The sequence below is a fragment of the Poseidonibacter lekithochrous genome, from assembly GCF_013283835.1.
GTDB lineage: Bacteria > Campylobacterota > Campylobacteria > Campylobacterales > Arcobacteraceae > Poseidonibacter > Poseidonibacter lekithochrous.
On the sequence record NZ_CP054052.1, the window covers coordinates 1,740,626 to 1,762,058 of the forward strand.

24 protein-coding genes are annotated in these 21,433 nt (G+C 26.2%); 15 read left to right on the forward strand and 9 right to left on the reverse strand.

Annotated elements, in window-relative coordinates:
- Window positions 1-125 precede the first annotated feature (125 nt).
- From ALEK_RS08245 to ALEK_RS08255, 3 genes are read left to right on the forward strand one after another with little or no spacing between them, the layout of a single operon-like run.
- The gene (locus tag ALEK_RS08245) at window positions 126-1,292 is read left to right on the forward strand and encodes an ATP-binding protein (protein WP_071625641.1); all 1,167 of its coding nucleotides are present in this window, start codon (window positions 126-128) and stop codon (window positions 1,290-1,292) included.
- Window positions 1,279-3,243, forward strand: a complete 1,965-nt coding sequence (locus ALEK_RS08250) for an NACHT domain-containing protein (protein WP_071625640.1) — start codon at window positions 1,279-1,281, stop codon at window positions 3,241-3,243. Before ALEK_RS08245 ends, ALEK_RS08250 begins: the two co-directional genes overlap by 14 nt.
- Window positions 3,206-3,664, forward strand: a complete 459-nt coding sequence (locus ALEK_RS08255) for a GNAT family N-acetyltransferase (RefSeq protein WP_071625639.1) — start codon at window positions 3,206-3,208, stop codon at window positions 3,662-3,664. Before ALEK_RS08250 ends, ALEK_RS08255 begins: the two co-directional genes overlap by 38 nt.
- A gap of 17 nt (window positions 3,665-3,681) precedes the next feature.
- Here the strand turns inward: ALEK_RS08255 and ALEK_RS08260 are convergent, their stop codons facing one another.
- Window positions 3,682-4,020: a YnfA family protein gene (locus ALEK_RS08260; protein WP_071625638.1), complete on the reverse strand. Its 339-nt coding sequence runs from the start codon at window positions 4,018-4,020 to the stop codon at window positions 3,682-3,684.
- 145 nt (window positions 4,021-4,165) lie between these two features.
- On the opposite strand from ALEK_RS08260, the gene ALEK_RS08265 reads away from it, so the two are divergent.
- The 6 genes from ALEK_RS08265 (at window position 4,166) to ALEK_RS08290 (ending at window position 8,920) form a co-directional block, all read left to right on the forward strand.
- Complete coding sequence (locus ALEK_RS08265) at window positions 4,166-5,260, forward strand: hypothetical protein (protein WP_071625637.1); 1,095 nt, start codon at window positions 4,166-4,168, stop codon at window positions 5,258-5,260.
- On the forward strand, window positions 5,257-5,889 hold the full coding sequence (locus ALEK_RS08270; RefSeq protein WP_071625636.1) for a hypothetical protein: 633 nt from the start codon (window positions 5,257-5,259) through the stop codon (window positions 5,887-5,889). The genes ALEK_RS08265 and ALEK_RS08270 overlap by 4 nt, the downstream gene beginning before the upstream one ends.
- A 9-nt stretch (window positions 5,890-5,898) precedes the next feature.
- Window positions 5,899-6,744: a helix-turn-helix domain-containing protein gene (locus ALEK_RS08275; RefSeq protein ID WP_071625635.1), complete on the forward strand. Its 846-nt coding sequence runs from the start codon at window positions 5,899-5,901 to the stop codon at window positions 6,742-6,744.
- Between the two features lie 70 nt (window positions 6,745-6,814).
- The gene (locus ALEK_RS08280) at window positions 6,815-7,666 is read left to right on the forward strand and encodes a YncE family protein (RefSeq protein ID WP_071625634.1); all 852 of its coding nucleotides are present in this window, start codon (window positions 6,815-6,817) and stop codon (window positions 7,664-7,666) included.
- 66 nt (window positions 7,667-7,732) lie between these two features.
- The gene (locus ALEK_RS08285) at window positions 7,733-8,077 is read left to right on the forward strand and encodes a zinc ribbon domain-containing protein YjdM (protein ID WP_071625633.1); all 345 of its coding nucleotides are present in this window, start codon (window positions 7,733-7,735) and stop codon (window positions 8,075-8,077) included.
- Window positions 8,078-8,104: 27 nt separating this feature from the next.
- Window positions 8,105-8,920, forward strand: coding sequence for an aldo/keto reductase family protein (locus tag ALEK_RS08290; RefSeq protein ID WP_071625632.1), 816 nt, complete (start codon window positions 8,105-8,107; stop codon window positions 8,918-8,920).
- A 3-nt stretch (window positions 8,921-8,923) separates the two neighbouring features.
- Here ALEK_RS08290 and ALEK_RS08295 read toward each other — a convergent pair whose 3' ends face one another.
- The 3 genes from ALEK_RS08295 to ALEK_RS08305 form a co-directional block, all read right to left on the reverse strand.
- Complete coding sequence (locus tag ALEK_RS08295; protein WP_071625631.1) at window positions 8,924-9,712, reverse strand: ABC transporter ATP-binding protein; 789 nt, start codon at window positions 9,710-9,712, stop codon at window positions 8,924-8,926.
- A 28-nt stretch (window positions 9,713-9,740) separates the two neighbouring features.
- Window positions 9,741-11,087 carry an SLC13 family permease gene (locus ALEK_RS08300; protein WP_071625630.1) on the reverse strand — a complete coding sequence of 449 codons (1,347 nt, stop codon included), beginning with the start codon at window positions 11,085-11,087 and terminating at the stop codon, window positions 9,741-9,743.
- 69 nt (window positions 11,088-11,156) lie between these two features.
- Complete coding sequence (locus ALEK_RS08305; protein ID WP_071625629.1) at window positions 11,157-11,969, reverse strand: AraC family transcriptional regulator; 813 nt, start codon at window positions 11,967-11,969, stop codon at window positions 11,157-11,159.
- 113 nt (window positions 11,970-12,082) lie between these two features.
- Here ALEK_RS08305 and ALEK_RS08310 point away from each other — a divergent pair, with 113 nt between their 5' ends.
- The 4 genes from ALEK_RS08310 (at window position 12,083) to ALEK_RS08325 (ending at window position 14,881) form a co-directional block, all read left to right on the forward strand.
- Window positions 12,083-12,526, forward strand: a complete 444-nt coding sequence (locus tag ALEK_RS08310) for a GyrI-like domain-containing protein (RefSeq protein WP_071625628.1) — start codon at window positions 12,083-12,085, stop codon at window positions 12,524-12,526.
- Between the two features lie 3 nt (window positions 12,527-12,529).
- Window positions 12,530-13,369 (forward strand): helix-turn-helix transcriptional regulator, encoded by an 840-nt coding sequence (locus ALEK_RS08315; protein ID WP_071625627.1) that lies wholly within the window; start codon window positions 12,530-12,532, stop codon window positions 13,367-13,369.
- Window positions 13,370-13,434: 65 nt separating this feature from the next.
- Window positions 13,435-13,959, forward strand: a complete 525-nt coding sequence (locus tag ALEK_RS08320; RefSeq protein WP_071625626.1) for a YbhB/YbcL family Raf kinase inhibitor-like protein — start codon at window positions 13,435-13,437, stop codon at window positions 13,957-13,959.
- Between the two features lie 175 nt (window positions 13,960-14,134).
- Window positions 14,135-14,881, forward strand: coding sequence for a hypothetical protein (locus ALEK_RS08325; protein WP_071625625.1), 747 nt, complete (start codon window positions 14,135-14,137; stop codon window positions 14,879-14,881).
- A gap of 52 nt (window positions 14,882-14,933) precedes the next feature.
- On the opposite strand, the gene ALEK_RS08330 is transcribed toward ALEK_RS08325, so the two are convergent.
- From ALEK_RS08330 to phnD, 4 genes are all read right to left on the reverse strand, one after another.
- Window positions 14,934-15,365 carry a DUF3995 domain-containing protein gene (locus ALEK_RS08330; RefSeq protein ID WP_071625624.1) on the reverse strand — a complete coding sequence of 144 codons (432 nt, stop codon included), beginning with the start codon at window positions 15,363-15,365 and terminating at the stop codon, window positions 14,934-14,936.
- Window positions 15,359-15,907, reverse strand: a complete 549-nt coding sequence (locus tag ALEK_RS08335) for a TetR/AcrR family transcriptional regulator (protein WP_071625623.1) — start codon at window positions 15,905-15,907, stop codon at window positions 15,359-15,361. Before ALEK_RS08335 ends, ALEK_RS08330 begins: the two co-directional genes overlap by 7 nt.
- A 63-nt stretch (window positions 15,908-15,970) precedes the next feature.
- The gene (locus ALEK_RS08340) at window positions 15,971-17,815 is read right to left on the reverse strand and encodes a sensor histidine kinase (protein ID WP_071625622.1); all 1,845 of its coding nucleotides are present in this window, start codon (window positions 17,813-17,815) and stop codon (window positions 15,971-15,973) included.
- Window positions 17,815-18,642: a phosphate/phosphite/phosphonate ABC transporter substrate-binding protein gene (phnD, locus tag ALEK_RS08345; RefSeq protein WP_071625621.1), complete on the reverse strand. Its 828-nt coding sequence runs from the start codon at window positions 18,640-18,642 to the stop codon at window positions 17,815-17,817. Before phnD ends, ALEK_RS08340 begins: the two co-directional genes overlap by 1 nt.
- Before the next feature lie 126 nt (window positions 18,643-18,768).
- Here phnD and ALEK_RS08350 point away from each other — a divergent pair, with 126 nt between their 5' ends.
- A complete protein-coding gene (locus ALEK_RS08350) occupies window positions 18,769-19,464 on the forward strand; it encodes an aspartate/glutamate racemase family protein (RefSeq protein WP_071625620.1) in 696 nt (231 codons plus the stop codon).
- Here ALEK_RS08350 and ALEK_RS08355 read toward each other — a convergent pair.
- Complete coding sequence (locus ALEK_RS08355; RefSeq protein ID WP_071625619.1) at window positions 19,461-20,327, reverse strand: LysR family transcriptional regulator; 867 nt, start codon at window positions 20,325-20,327, stop codon at window positions 19,461-19,463. The two genes, ALEK_RS08350 and ALEK_RS08355, sit on opposite strands and share 4 nt — an antisense overlap.
- Window positions 20,328-20,425: 98 nt before the next feature.
- Between ALEK_RS08355 and ALEK_RS08360 the strand changes: the two genes are divergently transcribed.
- Window positions 20,426-21,421 carry a YeiH family protein gene (locus ALEK_RS08360; RefSeq protein ID WP_071625618.1) on the forward strand — a complete coding sequence of 332 codons (996 nt, stop codon included), beginning with the start codon at window positions 20,426-20,428 and terminating at the stop codon, window positions 21,419-21,421.
- The last annotated feature ends 12 nt before the right edge of the window (window positions 21,422-21,433 follow it).

The following is a 21,433-nucleotide window of genomic DNA, read 5'->3' on the forward strand; positions in this document are numbered from 1 at the left end:
AGAAATTAAATTCTTACCTTTTTTTAAAACTAAAAATTTCTAACAACAAAAAAGTTGTCAAAACTATTGACAACAAAAAAATTGTCAGATATAATAACAACAAAAAAGTTGTCAAAGGAGAATTCATGAAAAATTGTGTTGGTCAGGCAGTAAGAGGAAATGATTTCTGGGATAGAAATAGAGAAATATCAATTATCTGGAATAAAATTGATAGTGGTAGTCATATATTACTAGCTGCTCCAAGAAGGGTTGGTAAGACATCAATTATGTTTAATTTACTTGACAATCCAAAAGATGATTATATTGTTATGTATATTGATACTGAATCAGCAGATAATGAAAATGAATTTTGGCAAAAACTTTTTAATGCTTTACAAGAAGAAGATTTTGTAAATAAATTAAAATCATATTCAAATACATTATTTGAAAAAATAAAAAATATAAGAATTGATAAAATATCAGCATCAGGAGTTACTTTTGGTGATGGTGAAACTTTAGATTATTCAGAAGCATTTGAAAAAATGATTAAAGATTTAGATATTGATAAAAAGCTAATTATTATGATTGATGAATTTGCTCAAACTGTAGAAAATATAATTAAATATGAAGATATACCTAGTGCTATAAAATTTATTAAAAGACATAGAGAACTAAGACAAAATCAAAAAATATCAAGAAAAGTATCATTTATTTACGCAGGTTCTATTGGATTAGAAAGTGTAGTATCAAAGTTAAATGGAATGAAACATATTAATGACCTAAATAGTATAAAAGTTAATCCTCTTAGTGTTATTGAGAGTAAGCAGTTTATTAAAGTATTAGTATCTAATCTTGAATTAAAATTAGATGATACCGTAATAAATGAGTTTCTAATAAGAGTTGAGTGGTATATACCTTTTTATATACAACTAATCATTCAAGAAATTAAAACAATAACAATCGAAGATAATGTTAATGAGGTAACATCTGAAATACTTGATAAAGCTATTAATAATGCATTAAATCATAGAAATCATTTTGAGCACTGGAGAAGTAAATTAAAAGAAGCATTAGGTATAAATGAATTTAAATTTACAAAAGAAATATTAAATTATATATCAGAAAATAATACAATGGAATTGCTAGATATTATTAATATTGGTGTTAAGTATGATTTGGATGATGATGAAGTAAAAGAGATTATTCATTCGCTTATTCATGATGGTTACATTAACAATAATGATAATCCAAAAGAATATAGATTTAATTCTCCTATTTTAAAAATGTGGTGGTACAAAAATGTTGCAAACTAATAATTCAAGATATAAATATACTCCAGATGAAATGCCTGAAGATGAGTTTTTAAAAAGATTTGTAGTTAGAGAAAAAGTATTTGAAGAGATATTCAAAGATATTAAAGCTTCTGATTATGAGGTGTCAAATCAGCATTTTATTATAGTAGGGCAAAGGGGTCAGGGTAAAACTACACTCTTAAGAAAAATTTTAATAGAAACAAAAAAAGATAAAAACTTATCTAAATTTTTAATTCCCGTAAAATTTGCAGAAGAACAGTATCAAATTAGGTCTTTATCAAGGTTATGGGAAGAAGTAGCTGACTATCTTCAATCTATATATGAAGATATATTTCCAAATATTTTAGATGATATGGAAGAATTCTTTGATGATGAAGATTATGAACTAAAAGCATTTTCATATTTTGAAAAACATATTAAAAAACAAAATAAAAAACTATTAATTCTTGTAGATAATATAGATGAGTTAATAGGAAAGTTTTCAGAAAAAGAGCAAAGACGATTTAGAGAGATACTTTTAACTTCTTCCTCTTTTAGAATAATCGGTGGCTCAACTAAAATGCTTGAGCAACATTATGACTATAGTAAACCTTTCTATGAGTTTTTTAAAATAGTTAAACTTAAAGGTTTTAATTCAGAAGAAAGTAAAAAGTTTTTATTATCTTATGCAAATACAGAAGAAAAGAAAAAAATAAAAGAAGTTATAGAAAATACACCAGAGAGATTAGAAGTAATTAGACAGTTAACAGGTGGTGTTCCTCGAACTTTAGTTATGTTATTTGATATATTCTTAGATGAAGAAGGAACTGCTTTTGATGATTTACTTAAAATTCTTGATGAAGTTACACCTTTATACAAACATAGGATGGATGATTTACCAGCGCAATTACAAGAATTAGTCCATACAATAGCAATAAATTGGGATGGTATGTACACAAAAAATATTGCTAGAAAAACTAGGATGGAAAGCAAAGCTATTTCTTCACAGCTTAAAAAGCTAGAGAAATTTGAGATAATAGAATCAGAATCTGTTGGAAAAAATAAAATATATAAAATAAAAGAGAGATTTTTTAATATTTGGTATCTTATGCGATTTGGTAGAAAAAAAGATAGACAAAGAGTAGAATGGCTAATTGCCTTTTTAAACTCTTGGTGTAGTAAAGATGAATTGGAAAATAAAGCAATAGATTTTATGAATAAATTAAAAATGGGAGAGATTAAAGAATCTTATGCTTTTCATATGTGTGAAGCCTTATCATATGCTGGAATTAAACTAGAAACAGAAAATGAATTAAAATGTGTAACAAATAAGTATCTTGGAAGTATTAATTCAAGTTTAAAATGCGATCTCTCAAAAAGTGATAAACAAGTATTTGAAGAAGCAAAAGTTTTTATTGATAACAAAGATTATCATACAGCAATTGAAATACTTGAAAATTCTAATAAATCAAGTGAATTTATTACTCAGTCATTATCTATACTTTATAATTTAGCAAAAGATTATAGTAAAACTGTTAAATATACTAAGCTATTTGTAAGTTATAATAATAATTATTCACCAGAAGAAGTGTCTTTTATGTCTTCACGAATATTAATAGCAACAAATAATTTTGAGTATAGTTTCAAGTTACTTATTGAGTCATTAGAACAGTATTCAAAAAATAAGGAAAATGAATATGTCATAAATTATTTAATTAGGCAGTATTTTATTGAATTAATTTCTAGAAAACAATATTTCAAAGCCAAAGAGTTACTTGAATTAAAAGCATACAATTTAAAAGAAAAATTTAAGCCAATCTGGTTTGCTCTTATGAAACTTATGGAAGATGAATATCCTAACGAATTTAAGAAAATGGGTTCTGAATTAGAGAGTAGTGTTAATGAGGTAATAATAAAGATTGAAAAGTTAAGAAATGAAAATAATAAATTACAATCAAACTTATACAAATAAAATTCCTAATCTTTTCACAAACACAATCCATAAAACATGTAACAAAAACTATACTAAAGAGCAGTTAAATGCTTGGGCTAACCCAAATATAGATTATAAAGTATGGGAAAAAAGACTAAATAAAACAAAACCTTTTTTAGCTGTGATTGATGATACTATTGTTGGTTTTACTGAGTTTTATGATGATTATATTGATTGTTTTTATGTTCATCATGAATATCAAGGGCAGGGAGTTGGAAAGGCTCTTATGAATCATATTCTTGATATTGCTTCTGAAAATGGTATTAAAAAACTAAGAGTTGATGCTAGTATCACTTCAAAGGCTTTTTTTGAGAGTTTTGGATTTATAGAAGTATCGAAGAATGAAGTAAAAAGAGATAATCAAGTACTTGTTAACTACTCACTTGAATTAAAACTTTAATATTTCAGATATTTAACTTAGTTAGTTATTCCTCTTTGATTCCCAAATAGTATTACACAAATTCCAGCAAAGATTATAAGAGATCCTATAATATCCCATTTGTTAAACATTTGTTTTTCTACAAAAAATAGCCATGCAAGAGATGAAACAATATAAACTCCTCCATAAATAGCATAAGCCCTTCCTGCAAACTCTAGATTTACTTTTGTAAGAGTATATGCAAAAATAATAAGTGAAACAAACCCTATAACTAGCCAAAAAGAAGGCTTTTGTAGTTTGAAATAAAGCCAAAAACTATAACATCCAAGTATTTCAAAAAAAGCTGCAAAAAAATATATTCCAAATTCTTTTATCATTTAAATGCTCCATATAATTAAGAATGTGACTTTATAGAAAACATTATTAAATTAACCTTTCATATATTAATTTACATTTATCATGAAAAACCTTATAATGTCAAGAAAATTTAAAATGACCCATATAGAAAACAAGGAAGTATAAATGAAAATATCAAAGTTGTATGCAAACAATGATGATTTTAAAACCATAGTATTTGATAAAGGTATAAATTTTATCTTAGCTGACAACAATGGTGTAGGAAAAAGTAGTCTTTTTAAATTAATAGATTTTTGTTTATTAGGTGACAAACACTTTTTAGGTCAAGAATACTTCAAAGATTATATATTTTATATAGAATTACAAATAGCTTCAAATAGATATATGACGATTAAAAGACCTACAAAAAGTGGTAAAAATATAGAGTTAAAAATCACAAAAGGTAAATCATATCTTACAGATGAAAAAGATTTTAATAAAAAAGGTAGTTTAGGTATTGCTAAATCTTTTTTTGAAAATAAAGTTAATTATTCTATAAATAAATTCAGAACATATATAACTTATTTTTTAAGAGATGAATCTAACCAAAGTGATGCATTTATATTAAACAAACACGCGTCAACACATGCAATAGAGTACAAAACACTTGTATCAAATCTAGTAGGTATTGACGGACGAAAAATAAGAAAAAAATATGAATTAGATGAGATAATAAAAAAAGAAGATATAGACGAAAATACTTTAAAAACTGCTCAAGATGATTTATCGAAAGTTATTGAAGAGAACAAAATATTAATAAACAGTCGTTTAATAGATAGATTGAAAGATTGTGTCTCAAAATATGGAAATATAATATTAAATAAAGAAGTGATTTTTTCAATTGATTTCAATACTTCAAATGATATAGAATTTAGTATCAAAATAGAAAAAGATGAAGAATCTAGTGATAAATTGAATGATGATGTCACTATAAAAAAACTACTATGTTTAATCTTCTCATCGGCATTAGCTGAAATATATGCACAAAAAAGATTTATCAAGTTTGTTGCTTTTGATAGTCCTTTTGATGGAGAAAACAATACTTATGAAAATGGCATTTATACTGCTATATATGAGTTACATAGAAAAGGTATTCAGACTATTATCACATCAAATGAAGATGTTATAAAAAATAAAGAAAATTTATTAGAAATAAAAGATGAATATATGATTGGATATTTAAGTAACGAAGATAAATTAATGGGTGAGTTTAAAATATGAATATAGAAAAACTAAAAGACTATGAAGCAGAATTTTTATCTCAATACCCAGAAGGTTTTGATGATAAAAACTTCTTTGCTACTATGAAAAGCTTCAATCCTTTGAAATTAGAAGCATTTGCAAAAGAGGCTTTAAAAAAAGAGAATTTCCAAAACCCAAGTCTTGTTGTTGAGGGTTTTTTCAAAGTGGTTCAAAAGTCAGTATTTGTATCACTATTTGATAAGCTAAAATTAAAAGACATGATTGCCACACTTAATTCTTATGAAAAAGATATGTTAAGTATAGAGCTTTACGAGCTTTTATATGGAAATAAAAAGAATGGTTTTGAAGGACTAGTAGAATTTCTAGCAGAATATAAACTAGCAAAATGGACGATAATATCTGTAGTTCCTTATACTATTAATAGAGATGGTGATTATTTTATCAAGCCTACTACTACGAAAAATATTATCAAAAATTTTGATTTAGAAGATTTGATATACAAACCAAGACCTAGTTATGAGTTTTATAACAAATACTCAAAAGCATTAAATAAGATGAAAAAAAGTGTTCATAAATCACTAAGCCCAGACAATGTAGGATTTACAGCCTTTCTAAAAGTAGCTATGGATTCTTACGAAGAAAACTAAAGGTAAATTATGGATGCACTAGAGTATGTAAAACTAAATCTAAAAGATGAATCAATTATTACAAATGAAGTAGTATTAGCTAGATTTTTTACTGTAGAGAGTAATTATAAACATAGCTCTTATGTATCTAGTAACCTTTTGAATATTGTCTACAAGGGCAAAAAAATCCTACATACAAAAGATGGCAACATTGAGATAAAAGCTGGGGAAGCATTTTTTATTACCAAAGGAGAATATGTAGTAAGTGAAGTAACTAGTGATAGTGATTATGAGTGTTTACTAATCTTTTTTGACCATGATAAAGCTAGAAAACTAATATCAGATTTACCTTTCAAACTGAATAATAAAACTTCAAAACAAACACAAAATGTATTCAAATTTGATGTTGGAGATTCTATTCAAAATACTATTGATACTTTGAAAAACTATTTGGATGAAAAACCAAAATTCAGTGATGAGTTGATAACGCTAAAACTAAAAGAATTTATATTTCTAATTTTAGGAAGTGACTCAAAAGATAAGTTTATTAACTTCTGTCAAAACCTTACTTTAGATAAAACAGACCTAAAAAGTTTTATGGAAAATAACTTCGAAAAAAACCTAACACTTGAAGAATACGCCAACTTAAGCGGTCGTAGCCTTAGTGGTTTTAAAAATGAATTTAAAAATATTTCAAATGACACACCAATGCAATGGATTCAAAAAAAGAGATTAGAAAAAGCAGACTTTTTAATAAATGAACTTTCATATGATGTTGGAGTTGCTGCTTTAGAAGTAGGATTCAAAACTCACGCTCATTTTACTAGAGTTTATAAAAAACACTACAATAAAACACCTAGCTTTACAGATAAATAGTTAGACCTCACAGACAAACATAAAAACTTTTTAATAGATATAATTTCTCTATAATTAAAAAGGATTTTATATGAAAAAAGTATTTTTATGCTTATCAGTATGTTTAATATTTGGATTTGCTGACACAAAAGTTATATCGGGTTTCTCTTCCCCCGAGAGTGTAATAATCACAAAAGAAAATGTATATGTATCAAATGTCGGTGTAAAGCTAGAAGCAACTACAAAAGACAAAGATGGCTTTATCTCAAAACTATCAAAAGATGGAAAGATATTAGAACTACAGTTTTTACAAGGGCTAAATGCCCCAAAGGGAATGGGAATAACTAACAATATACTTTATATAGCTGATATTGATGAGATAAAAGGTTTTGATTTAGGTAGTAAAAAACAAGTATTTTCTTTAGTTTTTAAAAATACAATGTTTCTAAATGATATTACTATAAAAGATAAGAATACTTTGTTTGTAAGCTCAACTGATACAAATAGTATTTTTGAAGTAGATTTAAAAGCTGGAATATATAAGAAGTTAATAGATTTCTCTGCGGCAAACGGATTGCATTATGAAAAAGGTTTTTTATATGCTGTTGAGCTTGGAAGTTCAGCAAAAACAATGCTTGATGGAAAAGGTAAACTATATAAAATCAATCTAAAAAACCATAAAAAAACTTTATTATCATCTTACGAAGGTGTATTAGATGGAGTTCAAAAAGTAGGAAATAAAATCTATGTTAGCGATTGGATAAACTTCAAAAACTCTGGAATAGTTAGAGTTTATGATTTAAAAACAAAAAAAGAGAGTGTTTTAGGAATTATGAGTTTACATGGTGCTGCTGATTTTATGATTGATGAGAAATCAAATAAATTATATATTCCTCAGATGATAGCTGGAAAGTTAAGTATTATAGATTTGAATAATATCTAAGCCGTATTACCAAAGCCTAACTAGAGTTTAGATATGATACGAAATACATAATACAAAAGGAAATAAATGGAACAACTACCAAATTGCCCTAAATGTCAAGGCGAATATACTTATGAAGACGGAAGCTTATTAATCTGTCCTGAGTGTGCTCACGAATGGACAGCAGGTGAATCTGCTGCAGAAGATGAAGAATTTACGGTAAAAGACGCAAATGGAGCAACTTTAAGAAGTGGTGACGATGTTACTATTATTAAAGATTTAAAAGTAAAGGGTAGTTCTTCTGTTGTTAAAGTTGGTACAAAAATCAAGAATATTAGATTAGTTGAAAGTGCAATTGATCACAATATTGACTGTAAAATACCTGGGGTTGGTGCTTTAAAAATCACTCCTATGTATGTAAAAAAGTCTTAATACTTATTAAGCAATAAAGGGTTATTTATGCCAAACATGATATATGGTACGGCTTGGAAAAAAGAAAATACAACTAGATTAGTAGAAGAGGCTTTAAGTTCAGGCTTTAGAGCTATTGATACTGCTTGTCAACCACGACATTATAGAGAAGATTTAGTAGGACTTGCTTTGCAAAATGCTTATGAAAATCTTGATCTTAAAAGAGAAGATGTATTTATCCAAACTAAGTTTACACCAATATCAGGTCAAGATGAGAATAATATGCCGTACTTTTCAAGTGACGATATATTAACTCAGCTTGAAAAATCTTTTATTAAATCAAAACAAAATCTAAAAACAGATTATATTGATTCTTATATTATTCATTCACCTTTTGGTCCTGTAGAGGATTTGGTGAGTGTTTATAAAACTATTGAAGAGTTCGTTCAATGCGGACAAGTAGGGCAAATAGGAATATCAAACTGTTATGATTTAGATCTATTTTTATATCTTTATGAAAGTGCTATAATCAAACCAAAAGTATTACAAAATAGATTTTATTCTAACTCAGGTTATGATGTAAATCTTAGAAATTTCTGTAAGAGAAAAGATATAACTTATCAAAGTTTCTGGTCACTTACTGCAAACCCTCAAATTCTAGCTAGTAGAAAAATTGAAGAATTAACAAAAAAATATCAAAAAACAATACCTCAAATATTCTATAAATTCTTAAATCAAATAGATATAACTCCTCTAAATGGAACTACATCAAAAGAACATATGCTTTTAGATATGGATATTGATAGTTTTACTCTAGATGAAAACGAAGTAGAAAGTCTAAATACTCTTTTATTAAACACTTAATATTTATCCTATTTCTTCTACAAAATATCGTCCATTTTTCTCATTGATATGAAGTTTAGTATCGAATATTTCTGATAAATTCTCACTAGTTAATATCTCTTTTTTATCACCACTTTTATATATAGTATTTTTATGTATTAATGCAATATTGCCTATCTCTTCGAAGATTTCTTCTAAATGATGAGTTACTAATATAATTGAACAATTCTTTGATAGCTTTTTTAGCATAGCTATAAAATTTATTTGAGCTTTTATATCTAATCCAACAGTTGGCTCATCTAAAATAAAGGCTTTAGGATTATGTATTAAAGCCCTTGCTACAATACATTTACGAAGTTCTCCTGTAGACATAGCTGCTACTTTTTTCTCTTTTAAATGCTCAATACTTAAGTATTTTATTACTTCTTCTGCTTTGTCATGTTGTTCTTCTGTGAAGTCTTGATGAGCAAATATCCCAATAGAGCTATAATACCCGCTTAGTGTTACTTCATATCCGTTCAGATATGAACCAGATTGAGAAAAGAAATTATGTAAATCATTTGTGATAATTCCTAACTCTTTTTTTAATTCAAAAATAGAATAATTACTCTTTCCTAAAATCTCTTTTTTGAACTCATTTGTTCTTCTTGGATGTAGTTCTGATTGAATGATTTTCATTAAAGTTGATTTTCCAGAACCATTGGCACCAAGTATTGCCCAATGCTCATTTTGTTTAATTTTTAATGTTACGTCTTTAAGTATTATTTTTTCGTTATAACCAACATTAATATTTTCAAAATCAATAATATCCATAAGTCTCCAAATTTTTTAATATTTTATTCTATCTTAACAGTGTTAACCATAAATACTCTAAAGGATATAAAAATACAATACTTACAAGTGCTAAAAAAAGTATTATTTTTAACATATATTTTTGTTTTATTTGAGATAGCGCAAGCCCTACAATCAAAGGTGGTGCTTGAAAAGGAAAAAATACATTAGAAAACGCTGCAACTTGCATCATAAATATCTCATCAAGACTAAATCCGCTAATCTGGCTTAATTGCTCTGCAAGAGGCGTAAATATAGCAGGAATTGTAGGTTGTGTTATCACTATTCCTGAAAAGGACATAATAGAAGTTAATGCCATATAATTAAAAAGCTCATACTCAAAAGGCTCAAATTGATTTATAGCTTCAAATAAAGTAGTTTTTATATAAGAATTACTAGCTACTAAACTTCCTAGACTAATAATCGCAGCAACATAAATCAAGGAAGAGAAGTTTATAGTATCTATATCTTTTGATTTTATGATATTAATACTTGGATAAGCTAAAAATAACACTCCAACTATTGCAATAATATTAGGTGAAATTTTGTGCATAAAATCACTCATCCAAAAAGTAAGCATTACTAAGATTACCGCTAAAACTATTTTTTCATCTTTTGAATAAGCTTTTGATTTCTCAATAGTAATTTGTTTTTTAGGAGTGTCATTAAAAAAGTAATAAATTAGCGAAACTATCACTATATTTTTTAGTAAACCTAAAACTAAAAAGTTAGATATAAAGTACTGCGAAAATAGGATTTCATAATCAAATACTTCTTTTGTAAGTCCTGCTAATATCATATTTGGTACATTTGCTGTAAGCACAGTAAATGCTGGCAAAGTACTTGACAGTATAAAGGTTAACATTATTCCAATATAACCTTTGTCATTCTCACTAAAGCCTAAATTTGTAGCTACAACAACTGCAAGTGGTACCAGTAATACGATTCTAACTACACTTGAAGGCATAATAAAACTAAATAAAATAGAAAATATTGATATATAAATTAGTAGTTTTAAATAAGTAAGATTACGAATATTTGCAAATATTAATGAGAATCTATCATTAAGCTGTACGTTCTTAACTGCCGTTGCTATAAGCATTCCTGCAAACACCAACCAAAAAGCACTGGATGAAAAACCAGAGAATATAACTTCTTTAGAAGAAATAGAAAATACAATAGGAACAAATAAAAATATTAAAGAGGAGAAATACAAAGGCACAACATTTGTAGCCCAATAGATTATAGTTGATAGAATTAAAGTAATTAGTATTAAATCCTGATTGTTTTCAATAAAGCTTGATAATACTAGATAAATAAAAATAGGAGTAAAAATAAATAATACATTTTTTATCATGATTTTCCTTTGATGTTTTTATGTATATTAACACTTTGGGAAAAATCTGTATTGTATTATTTTGAACAATTAGAAAATATTTTTATACCTTGTTGGTGTTATTCCATGATATTTTTTGAACTCTTTAGTAAAATGTGCTTGGTCATAAAATCCACACTCCAAAGCAACATCAGCTAAACTATCATAGTTTTGTAAGAGTTTTGTAGCTTTTGAAACTCGTAGAAAGTTTATAAATGTTTGGGGAGTAAGCCCAATACTTTTAGAGAATATTCTATGAAAATAGTATGGATTCATATTCATAACTTTTGCCATATCATAAAAACTAAGCTCTTTTAGATTGTATTGTTCTTCTTTCAAATAAGTAAATAAAGCTTCAAATTTTTCATTTTTAAAGGTTTTGATTTTATTTTCAAAAGATATATACTTTTCACAAAAAAGAGTAATAAAACTTATAATTTCATCATCGAATACTTTTTCTGAATTTAGAGTTGATTTAATAATCTGTTCCAAGTATTCTGATAACTTAGTATCTTCAATAAAATACTTCTTGAAAGAATAATCATCATTACTTTCATAAATAGATGAAACAATAGTATTAAAAAACTCTTTTGGTATAAAACAAGTTAGGTATTGCCATTTCCCCGCAACTTCAAAGGATTTACAAGAATGAACAGTATTTGCAGGAATAAGACATATCATTCCTTTTGTCATTTTATACTCTTGATTATCCATTGTAAAATAACTCTCCCCATGTAAACAAACACCTATCATATATTTATCTTCATGTATATGTTTTGCGAAGTTATGTTTTTTATGGATGAACTTAAATATTAGTTTTTGTTCTTCAAAAGTTATTTCTTTCATGATTGAGTTTTTTAGCATTTATTTCCCGATTAATTATTTTGCTTATTTTTTCCAAAAAATGCTTAAAGTTAATATTGTTAATTTTTTCTTTTGCTACAATACCGTATTCAAAAGTATAAATAGGATGTTCTATGAAAGTAACAAAAGTAAAAAAATTAATGATCAGTGGTATTAGTATCACAACAAACAATGAAACAGAATTAAGCGAAGAGGGTGGTAAAATACCTGTATTATGGGATGAGTACTTTCAAAAAGAAGTATTTAAAACTACTTTCAATAAAGCACATGATGGGTATATGTATGGTGTATATACAAATTACAAATCAGATGATACTGCAAACTACGATGTAACTGTAGGTGTAGAAGTAACAAAACCAAAAAAAGCAATTGTTATTGAAGACAAAAGATATTTAGTTTTCTCTAATAAAGGTGAACTTCCTCTAATCGTTACAGATACTTGGCAACAAATTTGGGATTACTTTGATGGTGAGCCTAAATATGAAAGATCATTTACAGTTGATTTCGAGAAATACATTAGCGAAGATGAAATAGAAATTTATATTGCAATTAACTAAGTCATGAAAATAGAATTACCAACATTCTTAGAACCAAATATAAACAAACTTACAAATATATCTTTTTGTAATTATGTACAAAAACAACCGCAACACAAAAATGAAGTTTATATAAAAAACAACATTTTAATTTTTGTACGAAAAGGTATAAAACAACTACATCTAAAAGATGAAACTATAGAAGTAGATGAAAACAGTATTTTGTTCTTAAGAAGTGGTAATTATATAATGACTGAAGTTCTAGATGAATATTACGAAGCAATGCTATTTTTATATGAAGATAGTTTGCTTCTTGATTTTATTAATAAATACAATTTAGAACCAAAAAAAATAAAAGATGATGAGTCTTATATTCTAAAAATAGATAATACTAGTGAGCTAAAATCTCTTATTGATACTACTTGTAATTATTTTGCAAATGACATATCCAATAAAGAAGAGATTATAAAACTTAAACTAGAAGAAGCTTTTTTGAATATTCTAAATAGTTCTTCAAAAACTTGTTTTGAGAATTTATTAGCTTCTATTTATGAATCAAACTACTTTAAAATCCAAGTTGAAAAAGAGTTTTCTTACGAAAATAATATATTGGATTTAGCTTCAAAATTTAAACTACCAGCTCTAACTTTTAGAGAAAAATTCAAAGATGTATTTAATGAAACACCAAAAAAATGGCAAAATAAAAAAAGACTAGAAAAAGCAAAAATATTACTAGAAACTACAGATAAAAATGTAAGTGAAGTATGTATGTCTTGTGGCTTTGATAATCTATCTTGGTTTATCCAAGTTTTCAAAAAACAATACAATCTAACTCCAAAACAAATAAAAAACAACAAAAATTAAATCTTTTCCAATAGACATAACTTTTTTATTATTATAAACTTTACATACAAATAAAGGAGATTAAAATGAAAAAAATATTAGCAATTTTAAGTATGTGTTCATCACTATTACTTGCAGAAGGTTTGACTTTAAAAAGCCCAAGTATTGGTGGACAATTAGGATTAAAACAAGAATTTAATGGTTTTGGATGTAAGGGTGAAAACATCTCACCAAAATTAATATGGGAAAATGCACCAAAAGGTACAAAGTCTTTTGCAATAACTGTATATGATCCAGATGCACCTACTGGTTCTGGATGGTGGCATTGGCTTGCTTTTGATATTAATAAAGATACTAGATCAATAGAAGAGGGTTTTGGTAATAAAGAAACAACAAAAGCTATTCAAAGTATGACAAACTATGGAACTACAGGTTTTGGTGGAGCTTGTCCTCCAAAAGGTGATAAAGCACATAAATATGAGTTTACTATTTATGCTTTAAATGTGGAGACTTTAGGACTTAAAAAAGAGACTAATCCTGCAATTGTTGGTTACTACATTAACAATCATACAATTGAAAAATCAACAATTACATCATATTATAAAAGATAATATAAGTAATAGAAAAAGTATAGTTTCTATTTAGTTTGTTTTTTATTATTTTTTAATGTATAATTTAATTATCTATAAAAATAAAGAATGATAATTTATCATTAAAAGATACAACTTATATTTAATAAAGAGGAGAATTAAATCTCTCCTTTTTATAATATCAATAAGGAAAAAAATGCAAGTATCAAATAATATTTATACAAATTATAATCAAATAGCAAATACAACAAAACCTCAAAAAACTGAAGAGAGTACTTTTGCTTCAATGTTAAATAGTTCAGAAAATATAAAAGAGGAAGAATCTGGACTTTTTCTAAAATTTATGGATCAATACAATGCTTTTGATTCTTTATCAGAAAAAGACAGAAAACATTTTAAAGAGATACTCAAAGATGACAAGATTACTATGGCTGAGATGGATAGTTTATCTTATGAACAAGCAGAAAAATTTGAATACTATGCTTATCCTCCATCAACTCTCCCTACACATGAACTTAATAAAGCTCCTATTGTAATGAAACCAAACCAAGTAAGTACTATGTTATTCGCAACAAGAACTACAAATGATAGAGCTTTTAATGAAGCTTTATACAAAACAGCAAGAGAAATTAATAATGATGATCATAGAAGCACTCTTTTCTCAGAAGTTCAAACTAATTTATCACAAGTTCATTTTGGTTTTGAAGTATTATCATCATTTAATGCTGGAGCTAAGCAAAAAGACTTATGGAATGAAGATGTACAAATAATGAATATTAATTTTGATAATTTTTTGAATGATGTAATTTCTTTACATGAAAAAGCATTGTCCAATCCAAAAACACATCCAGCAGTTATTAAGCAACATGAAGAAAGGCTTGATGGATATAATATTATTTTGAAACATTTTAATAATATAAAAAGTGAGCCTAAATATGTTTGACTATTTCTATATATAGTATAAAAGATAATACTAAAGAAAGAGTTCTCTTCCTTTAGATATATAAAGTGTATAAATAAAAATATGAAATACTAAGACTTAAGCATAGTGGTGCATAAAACTTTTTGTTGTATTCTAAGAAAATAGGTGTTGCATTTTTTGCTAAAAAAGATACAAACATTGTAGCTCCTCTTAAAAAGAAAATAATTGCAAATACCAAAAATACGTACTGTTTATACATTGATATAATTCCTAAATCAATATTATAATAAACAGCTAGTGGAAATATAGCCATAATAACAAATGTTAAAATCACAAATATATATGCAACTAATCCTGGTACTTCATTTCCATTTCCAAGAACTTTATCAATAAAATCTTGTTTGTCTTTTCCTGGCCATAGACCACCTTGTAACCAATAAATATGGAATTTTGTAATTATACTCATGATTATAAATATATAAAAACTAAAAACTGCACTTAGCATTTTGTATCCTTTTGTAGTATTAAATTTAAGAAAAAATTATCAAGTTCTTTTTGTTTTTCTCGTGATAATTTAGGTTGAATAAATAGTGAACCAATAAATTGACAATAAATATAGATTGCCATATTTTCATTTGTTTTTTTATCTGAATTTGGATTTAATTTTTCTTGAATATTTTTTATTACTAATATTCTTTCTTTATCTATTTTTTCCATATATGGCAAAACAGATTTATTTCTAAGGCCCCAAGCTCTGAACTCAATCTCAATATTTAAATCTTTTGAATAAATGATTTCATCTAATAGTTCTATTTGTTTAATTGGATTATCTTGATGTTCTTTGATTTGATTAATAATATCAAGAGTAAAAGTTTTGTACCAATACTCTAAAATCTCAGCAATAAATATCTTGTGACTTTTAAAATGATGATAAAATGAACCTTTTGTTACTTTGAGTTTCTTACACAAAACATCAATTTTTAGGGTATCTGCACCATATTTTGAAACTAGTTTAAGTGATGAATCAATCCAATCTTGTTTTGTCATATTTTTCCTTTGGAAGAATAATACCATACTGTATGGTATGTTGTCAATACAAAAAATTTTGATTTATTTTTTAATTGAATTAATACTTGAAATAAACTCTTCTTTAATTAATGGTTTTCTAATTTCTAAAATAGAAATATTTTTTATATTCTCTTGGATATTATCATCTTCACTACTTACAAGTATTAGTTTATTTTCCATTTCATTTAAAGAATTATCTAAATCATTTTGTGATAATTTACTAATATCAATAATAATTAATGAGTATGTATTAGTTTTAATTTTCTCTTGAAGAGCTTCTATTGAAGATACTTGTATTATTTCATAACTCTTTTTTAGTTCAATTACCAATGCCATAAATGAAAGAGGGTCATTATTAAGTAATATGATTTTCTCTTTTGCTTCTTCTTTACTTTCTCTGTTCGTATCTAGTTTTTCACTAAGTTGGATATTATCAATCATACTATTTAAATCATTTTCAACTTCAATAGTTTTTTGTGGTGTTTTATCCACTTTGTTACTATTCTTTGGCAGTGTTAAAGTAAAAGTAGTACCTACATTTATTTCACTTTGAACATCAATACTTCCATTTAATAAAGTTGATAGTTCTTTACAAATAGCAAGCCCTAATCCAGTACCACCATATTTTCTTGTAGTACTTGTGTCAGCTTGTTTAAATCTATCAAATATATTTTCTAGTTTTTTCTTTTCAATTCCAATACCATTATCTTTAACTGTAATACTAAATTTATCATCTAGGTCTTTTATGATTAATTCTATAGTGCCTTCTTTTACAAATTTAAGAGAGTTACTTAAAAGATTTTTTACAATTTGTTTGATTCTTTGTTTGTCAGAATAAATAAATTGGATATTCTCTTCATACTCAAATACAAACTGAATATTTTTATCTTTTGCTTGAGGCTTAATCATATTTTTTATATCTAACATTAATTTATTTAAATTAAATGTAGTGTTATCCAAGGTAATTTCACCAGCTTCTAGTTTTGATAAATCTAATACATCATTAATCAAGAATAATAAATCATTTCCACAATGATTGATAATAGATAGGTTTTGCACTTGCTTATCACTTAATGAACTATCTTTATTTTTCATCATTACAGAAGAGATTACATTGATAGAATTAAGAGGCGTTTTAAGCTCATGACTCATATTTGCTAAGAAATCATCTTTTGATTTATTTGCTTCTATTAATTCTATTTTTTGCTGCTCTTGTATGAGGTTTAGTCTCTTTAAATTTGAGTGAGATTCATCAATATTTTTAGTCATGGTATTAATACTATGAGATAGTTCTTCAAACTCATCTTTTGTATTAATATCAAGGGTTTTATGGTATTTCCCCTCACCAATTAGTTTAGTATGGACTTTTAGTTTTTCTATGTATGTTAATAAGTAGTGTTTGATTATATATAAAAGCATAATAAATAAAAGTATTGAAATTACAAGAGTTGAGATAAGAAATTGTTCAATTCTTTTATTGATAATTTTATCATTTTCAGCAGTAGTTAGTCCCAGTTTTACATTTCCTAAAATATCACCATCAATTGTAATGTTTGAGCTGAATATTTCTAATACTTTATTTGATTCATTAGAATCAGGATTTTTAATAGAAGATACAACTTTTTCTTCTTTAATGATTTCAATAAAATCAATACTTTTATAGTTTGTAGAAATATTTAATAAATAAGAGTCTAATACAGGATAATCTTCTACTAGCATAATCTCTACACTTGCAGCAGATACGGTTTTTGCTAATAATTCTCCTTGTTGAGTAAGTAAAGATGAAAGAGTTTCTTTTTCATCTTTAATTACTATGTATGAGAATATTGATAAGAGTAAAATTAATGTAGATAATACAAAAAGAGTAATCTTAGTTAACAGTTTCATTAGAACCTCTTAGATAAATTCATACCTTCTCTTACAAAGTTATATTCTTGATCGTTTGTTTCAACAAAACCATCACCTTTAAATACTTTTAAAACTTTTTTGTCTTTTAATCCAAGCATAGAAGCTTTTAATGCTTCATAAACATTTTCAGACATATTTTCTTTAACTACCCAAGGTTTAGTAACATTATCAAATGTTTTAATCATTTTCAATGACTTATTTGGATATTTGTTTTTATATTTTTTGAATGTTTTTTCTTTTACTACACCCGCATCAAAATCTTCATTTAAAACTGCTAGTGCAACTTTATCATGTCTTCCAAGATATTTAAATGACTTTAGCTCTTCTGAGCCAATACCATGTTTTAGTAATTCAGATTGAGATAAATATCTTCCGATTGTTGACTTACTATTTCCAAAAGCAAATGTTTTTCCTTCTAATTGTTCTAGTTTTGTAATACCACTTTTATCGTGAGTAATAAAAACTCCATTAAAAATCTTTTTACCTTTGTTTATTTCCATAACAAGTAATTTGATATTTTCATTTTTTTGTTTTGCAATAATATAACTAGCTGGACCAAATCTAGCAAAATCATATTCACCTTTTGTAAGACCATCAATAGCAGCATCATAAGTTGGATAGATTTTTAGACTAATTTTTGAATCAATACCTTTAGCTTTTAAATCTTTTTCAAGATAATTAATAACTGTTTTAAATTTTTTATACATATCTGATGGTTTATCAGAAGTGTAAATCCCAAATTTAATATTCTCACTTGCAAATAATGTAGATAAAAATAGAGTAAAAATAAGTAGTAGCTTTTTCATAATATTCCCCTTGAGAGTAATAATTAATTGCTTTATAAATTATTCTATAATAATAAAGTTAAATACAACTTGAAAAAAAAATCTAAATATTGTATAACTACGCTATTAAAAAAAAGGACAATATAGATGAAAACAATAGGTTTACTAGGTGGAATGAGCTGGGAAAGTACCGCACTTTATTATAAACAAATTAATGAAGAGATTAAAAAAAGATTAGGTTCTTTACATTCTGCAAAAGTAGTCATCTATAGTGTCGATTTTGACGAGATTGAAAAGCTACAACATAGTGGTGACTGGGATAAAACAGCAGAAATTTTAAGTGAAGCTTCAAAAAATATACAAAATGCTAATGCTGATTTCTTACTTATATGTACGAACACAATGCATAAAGTAGCTCCTATTATTCAAGAGAAAATTGATATTCCAATAGTTCACATAGCAGATGCAACTGCAAAGGTTTTACAAAATGATGGAATATCAAAAGTAGGGCTATTAGGTACTGCTTTTACTATGGAAGAGGATTTTTATAAAAATAGAATCACTGATAACTTTGGAATAGATGTAATAACACCAAATAAAGAAGATATTAAAATCATTCATAAAATAATCTATGAAGAGTTATGTTTAGGAGTTATAAATGATAATTCAAGAAAAGAGTATTTAAGAATCATAGAAGATCTAAACTCTAAAGGTGCCCAAGGTATTATCTTAGGTTGTACAGAAATTTGTATGTTAATCAAAGACGAACATACAAATACAAAACTTTATGACACAACTACAATTCATGCTAATGAAGCAGTAAACAAAGCTTTAGAGCTTTAAAACTTAGACTTTAAAAAATCTACAAAGGTTTGAAAAAGAAGACTTTTTGATTTATTTTTATGATAAACCAGATGGAATTCTCTTTTAAACTCTAGGTTTTTTAATTTTATTTCAAATAACTTTTTTTCTTTTAATTCTTTTTGAACTGCTAGTTTTGAAATAGCAGTAATAGTGTCTTTATTATCTAATAGAACAGTTTTAATCTCTTCAAAGTCTTGTAACTCCATAAAGATATTAATATCTTTTGAGTACTCACCTAGATTATTAATAAATATATCTCTAGTTCCTGAGCCTGTCTCTCTTAATATCCATTTTTTATTTATAGTATCAATAAACTGGTTTGATTGAATACTTTTATCAGATGTTACAATTATTAGTTCATCATCACATAATTTTTCTTTTATAAGATTTGAGTTTGTTGTATTGGATTCTATTAACCCAATATCTAAAGTTGAATTTAGTATTGCTTCAATAATTTTGGTGGTATTAATAGTTGATATATCAAATCTTACATCTTTATATTCTGATAAAAAATTATAATAAATATCTGGCATTATATAATTTGATATGGTCTTACTTGAAGCTACTTTTATATTACCTGCTAATTTGTTTGATTGAAAAATGCTTTCTGAGTCTTTTAGAGCTAGATAATGAGATATTGTCTTTTCTTTGAAATATCTTCCTCTTTCATTTAATATCAGTTTTTTACCAACTCTATCAAATAATTGTTCATTAAGTTTTGACTCTAGAGATTTTACTGCTAGAGAAATTGCTGATTGACTAATCGAGAGTTCTTGGGCTACTTGGGTAACTTGTGGGTTGTCACATAGTTTATAAAAAAAGTTTAATTCTTTTAGTGTCATAAAAAGCCTTATTAATTAAATATATCATTATATTAAAATTAATATATTTTACAAATTAAAAATATAGGACTATACTGTGAAAATAAAAAGGAGAAATTATGATTGGATTTATATTTGTATTACTTTTAGCTATTTTTTCAACAATCCTTTCAGAATTCTTTTTTTTTAAAGACTTAGGTATTAGTGCTATGATTATCGGAATTTTATTAGGTATGTTATATGCAAATACTATTAAACAGTATTTTCCTACATATTTACAAAGTGGAATAATATTTTGTACAAAAACTATATTAAGAATAGGAATTGTTTTATATGGATTTAGATTAACTTTTCAGAACTTACAAGATGTTGGAATATACGGAGTTTTAGTAGCTTTTTTAATGTTAGCTAGTACTTTCTTGATTGGTTATATCTTTGGTATAAAAGTTCTAAAACTAGATAGAGAAATCACTATTTTAACAAGTGCTGGTTCTGCAATATGTGGAGCAGCAGCAGTATTGGCTAGTGAGAGTGTTTTAAAATGTGAAGCTTATAAAAGTGCAATAGCTGTATCTTCTGTAGTTGTATTTGGAACAATTGCTATGTTTTTATATCCATTTTTATATAAATTAGGATTAATTGATTTGAGTGTTCAAAATATGGGAATTTATATAGGAGCAACACTTCATGAAGTAGCTCATGTGGTTGGTTCATCTAATGTATTAGGTGAAGAGGCCTCTTCAAATGCGGTAATTGTAAAAATGATTAGAGTTATGATGTTAGCACCTTTTTTGATTCTTTTATCTATTTGGATTTTAAAAACATCTATTTCAAAAACAAATAGTGAGAAATCAAAAATTACAATCCCTTGGTTTGCAGTATTTTTTATATTTGTTGTAGCTTTTAACTCTTTTGATTTATTAGCTAGTGAGATTGTTGTTTCTATAAACTATCTAGATAATTTTGCTTTAACAATGGCTATGACAGCTTTAGGAATGGAAACATCTTTTTCAAAGTTTAAAAATGTTGGTTTAAAACCAATTTATTTATCACTAGTTTTATTTACTTGGTTGATATTTGGGGGATATTTTATAGTGCAGTTTTTATTTGTTTAAATAAGTATGCAA

Bases quoted from the DNA above. Each gene is read 5' to 3' on its own strand.
- ALEK_RS08245 (WP_071625641.1), top strand. From the start codon at position 126: ATGAAAAATTGTGTTGGTCAGGCAGTAAGAGGAAATGATTTCTGGGAT.
- ALEK_RS08250 (WP_071625640.1), top strand. From the start codon at position 1,279: ATGTTGCAAACTAATAATTCAAGATATAAATATACTCCAGATGAAATG.
- ALEK_RS08255 (WP_071625639.1), top strand. From the start codon at position 3,206: ATGAAAATAATAAATTACAATCAAACTTATACAAATAAAATTCCTAAT.
- ALEK_RS08260 (WP_071625638.1), bottom strand. From the start codon at position 4,020: ATGATAAAAGAATTTGGAATATATTTTTTTGCAGCTTTTTTTGAAATA.
- ALEK_RS08265 (WP_071625637.1), top strand. From the start codon at position 4,166: ATGAAAATATCAAAGTTGTATGCAAACAATGATGATTTTAAAACCATA.
- ALEK_RS08270 (WP_071625636.1), top strand. From the start codon at position 5,257: ATGAATATAGAAAAACTAAAAGACTATGAAGCAGAATTTTTATCTCAA.
- ALEK_RS08275 (WP_071625635.1), top strand. From the start codon at position 5,899: ATGGATGCACTAGAGTATGTAAAACTAAATCTAAAAGATGAATCAATT.
- ALEK_RS08280 (WP_071625634.1), top strand. From the start codon at position 6,815: ATGAAAAAAGTATTTTTATGCTTATCAGTATGTTTAATATTTGGATTT.
- ALEK_RS08285 (WP_071625633.1), top strand. From the start codon at position 7,733: ATGGAACAACTACCAAATTGCCCTAAATGTCAAGGCGAATATACTTAT.
- ALEK_RS08290 (WP_071625632.1), top strand. From the start codon at position 8,105: ATGCCAAACATGATATATGGTACGGCTTGGAAAAAAGAAAATACAACT.
- ALEK_RS08295 (WP_071625631.1), bottom strand. From the start codon at position 9,712: ATGGATATTATTGATTTTGAAAATATTAATGTTGGTTATAACGAAAAA.
- ALEK_RS08300 (WP_071625630.1), bottom strand. From the start codon at position 11,087: ATGATAAAAAATGTATTATTTATTTTTACTCCTATTTTTATTTATCTA.
- ALEK_RS08305 (WP_071625629.1), bottom strand. From the start codon at position 11,969: ATGCTAAAAAACTCAATCATGAAAGAAATAACTTTTGAAGAACAAAAA.
- ALEK_RS08310 (WP_071625628.1), top strand. From the start codon at position 12,083: ATGAAAGTAACAAAAGTAAAAAAATTAATGATCAGTGGTATTAGTATC.
- ALEK_RS08315 (WP_071625627.1), top strand. From the start codon at position 12,530: ATGAAAATAGAATTACCAACATTCTTAGAACCAAATATAAACAAACTT.
- ALEK_RS08320 (WP_071625626.1), top strand. From the start codon at position 13,435: ATGAAAAAAATATTAGCAATTTTAAGTATGTGTTCATCACTATTACTT.
- ALEK_RS08325 (WP_071625625.1), top strand. From the start codon at position 14,135: ATGCAAGTATCAAATAATATTTATACAAATTATAATCAAATAGCAAAT.
- ALEK_RS08330 (WP_071625624.1), bottom strand. From the start codon at position 15,365: ATGCTAAGTGCAGTTTTTAGTTTTTATATATTTATAATCATGAGTATA.
- ALEK_RS08335 (WP_071625623.1), bottom strand. From the start codon at position 15,907: ATGACAAAACAAGATTGGATTGATTCATCACTTAAACTAGTTTCAAAA.
- ALEK_RS08340 (WP_071625622.1), bottom strand. From the start codon at position 17,815: ATGAAACTGTTAACTAAGATTACTCTTTTTGTATTATCTACATTAATT.
- phnD (WP_071625621.1), bottom strand. From the start codon at position 18,642: ATGAAAAAGCTACTACTTATTTTTACTCTATTTTTATCTACATTATTT.
- ALEK_RS08350 (WP_071625620.1), top strand. From the start codon at position 18,769: ATGAAAACAATAGGTTTACTAGGTGGAATGAGCTGGGAAAGTACCGCA.
- ALEK_RS08355 (WP_071625619.1), bottom strand. From the start codon at position 20,327: ATGACACTAAAAGAATTAAACTTTTTTTATAAACTATGTGACAACCCA.
- ALEK_RS08360 (WP_071625618.1), top strand. From the start codon at position 20,426: ATGATTGGATTTATATTTGTATTACTTTTAGCTATTTTTTCAACAATC.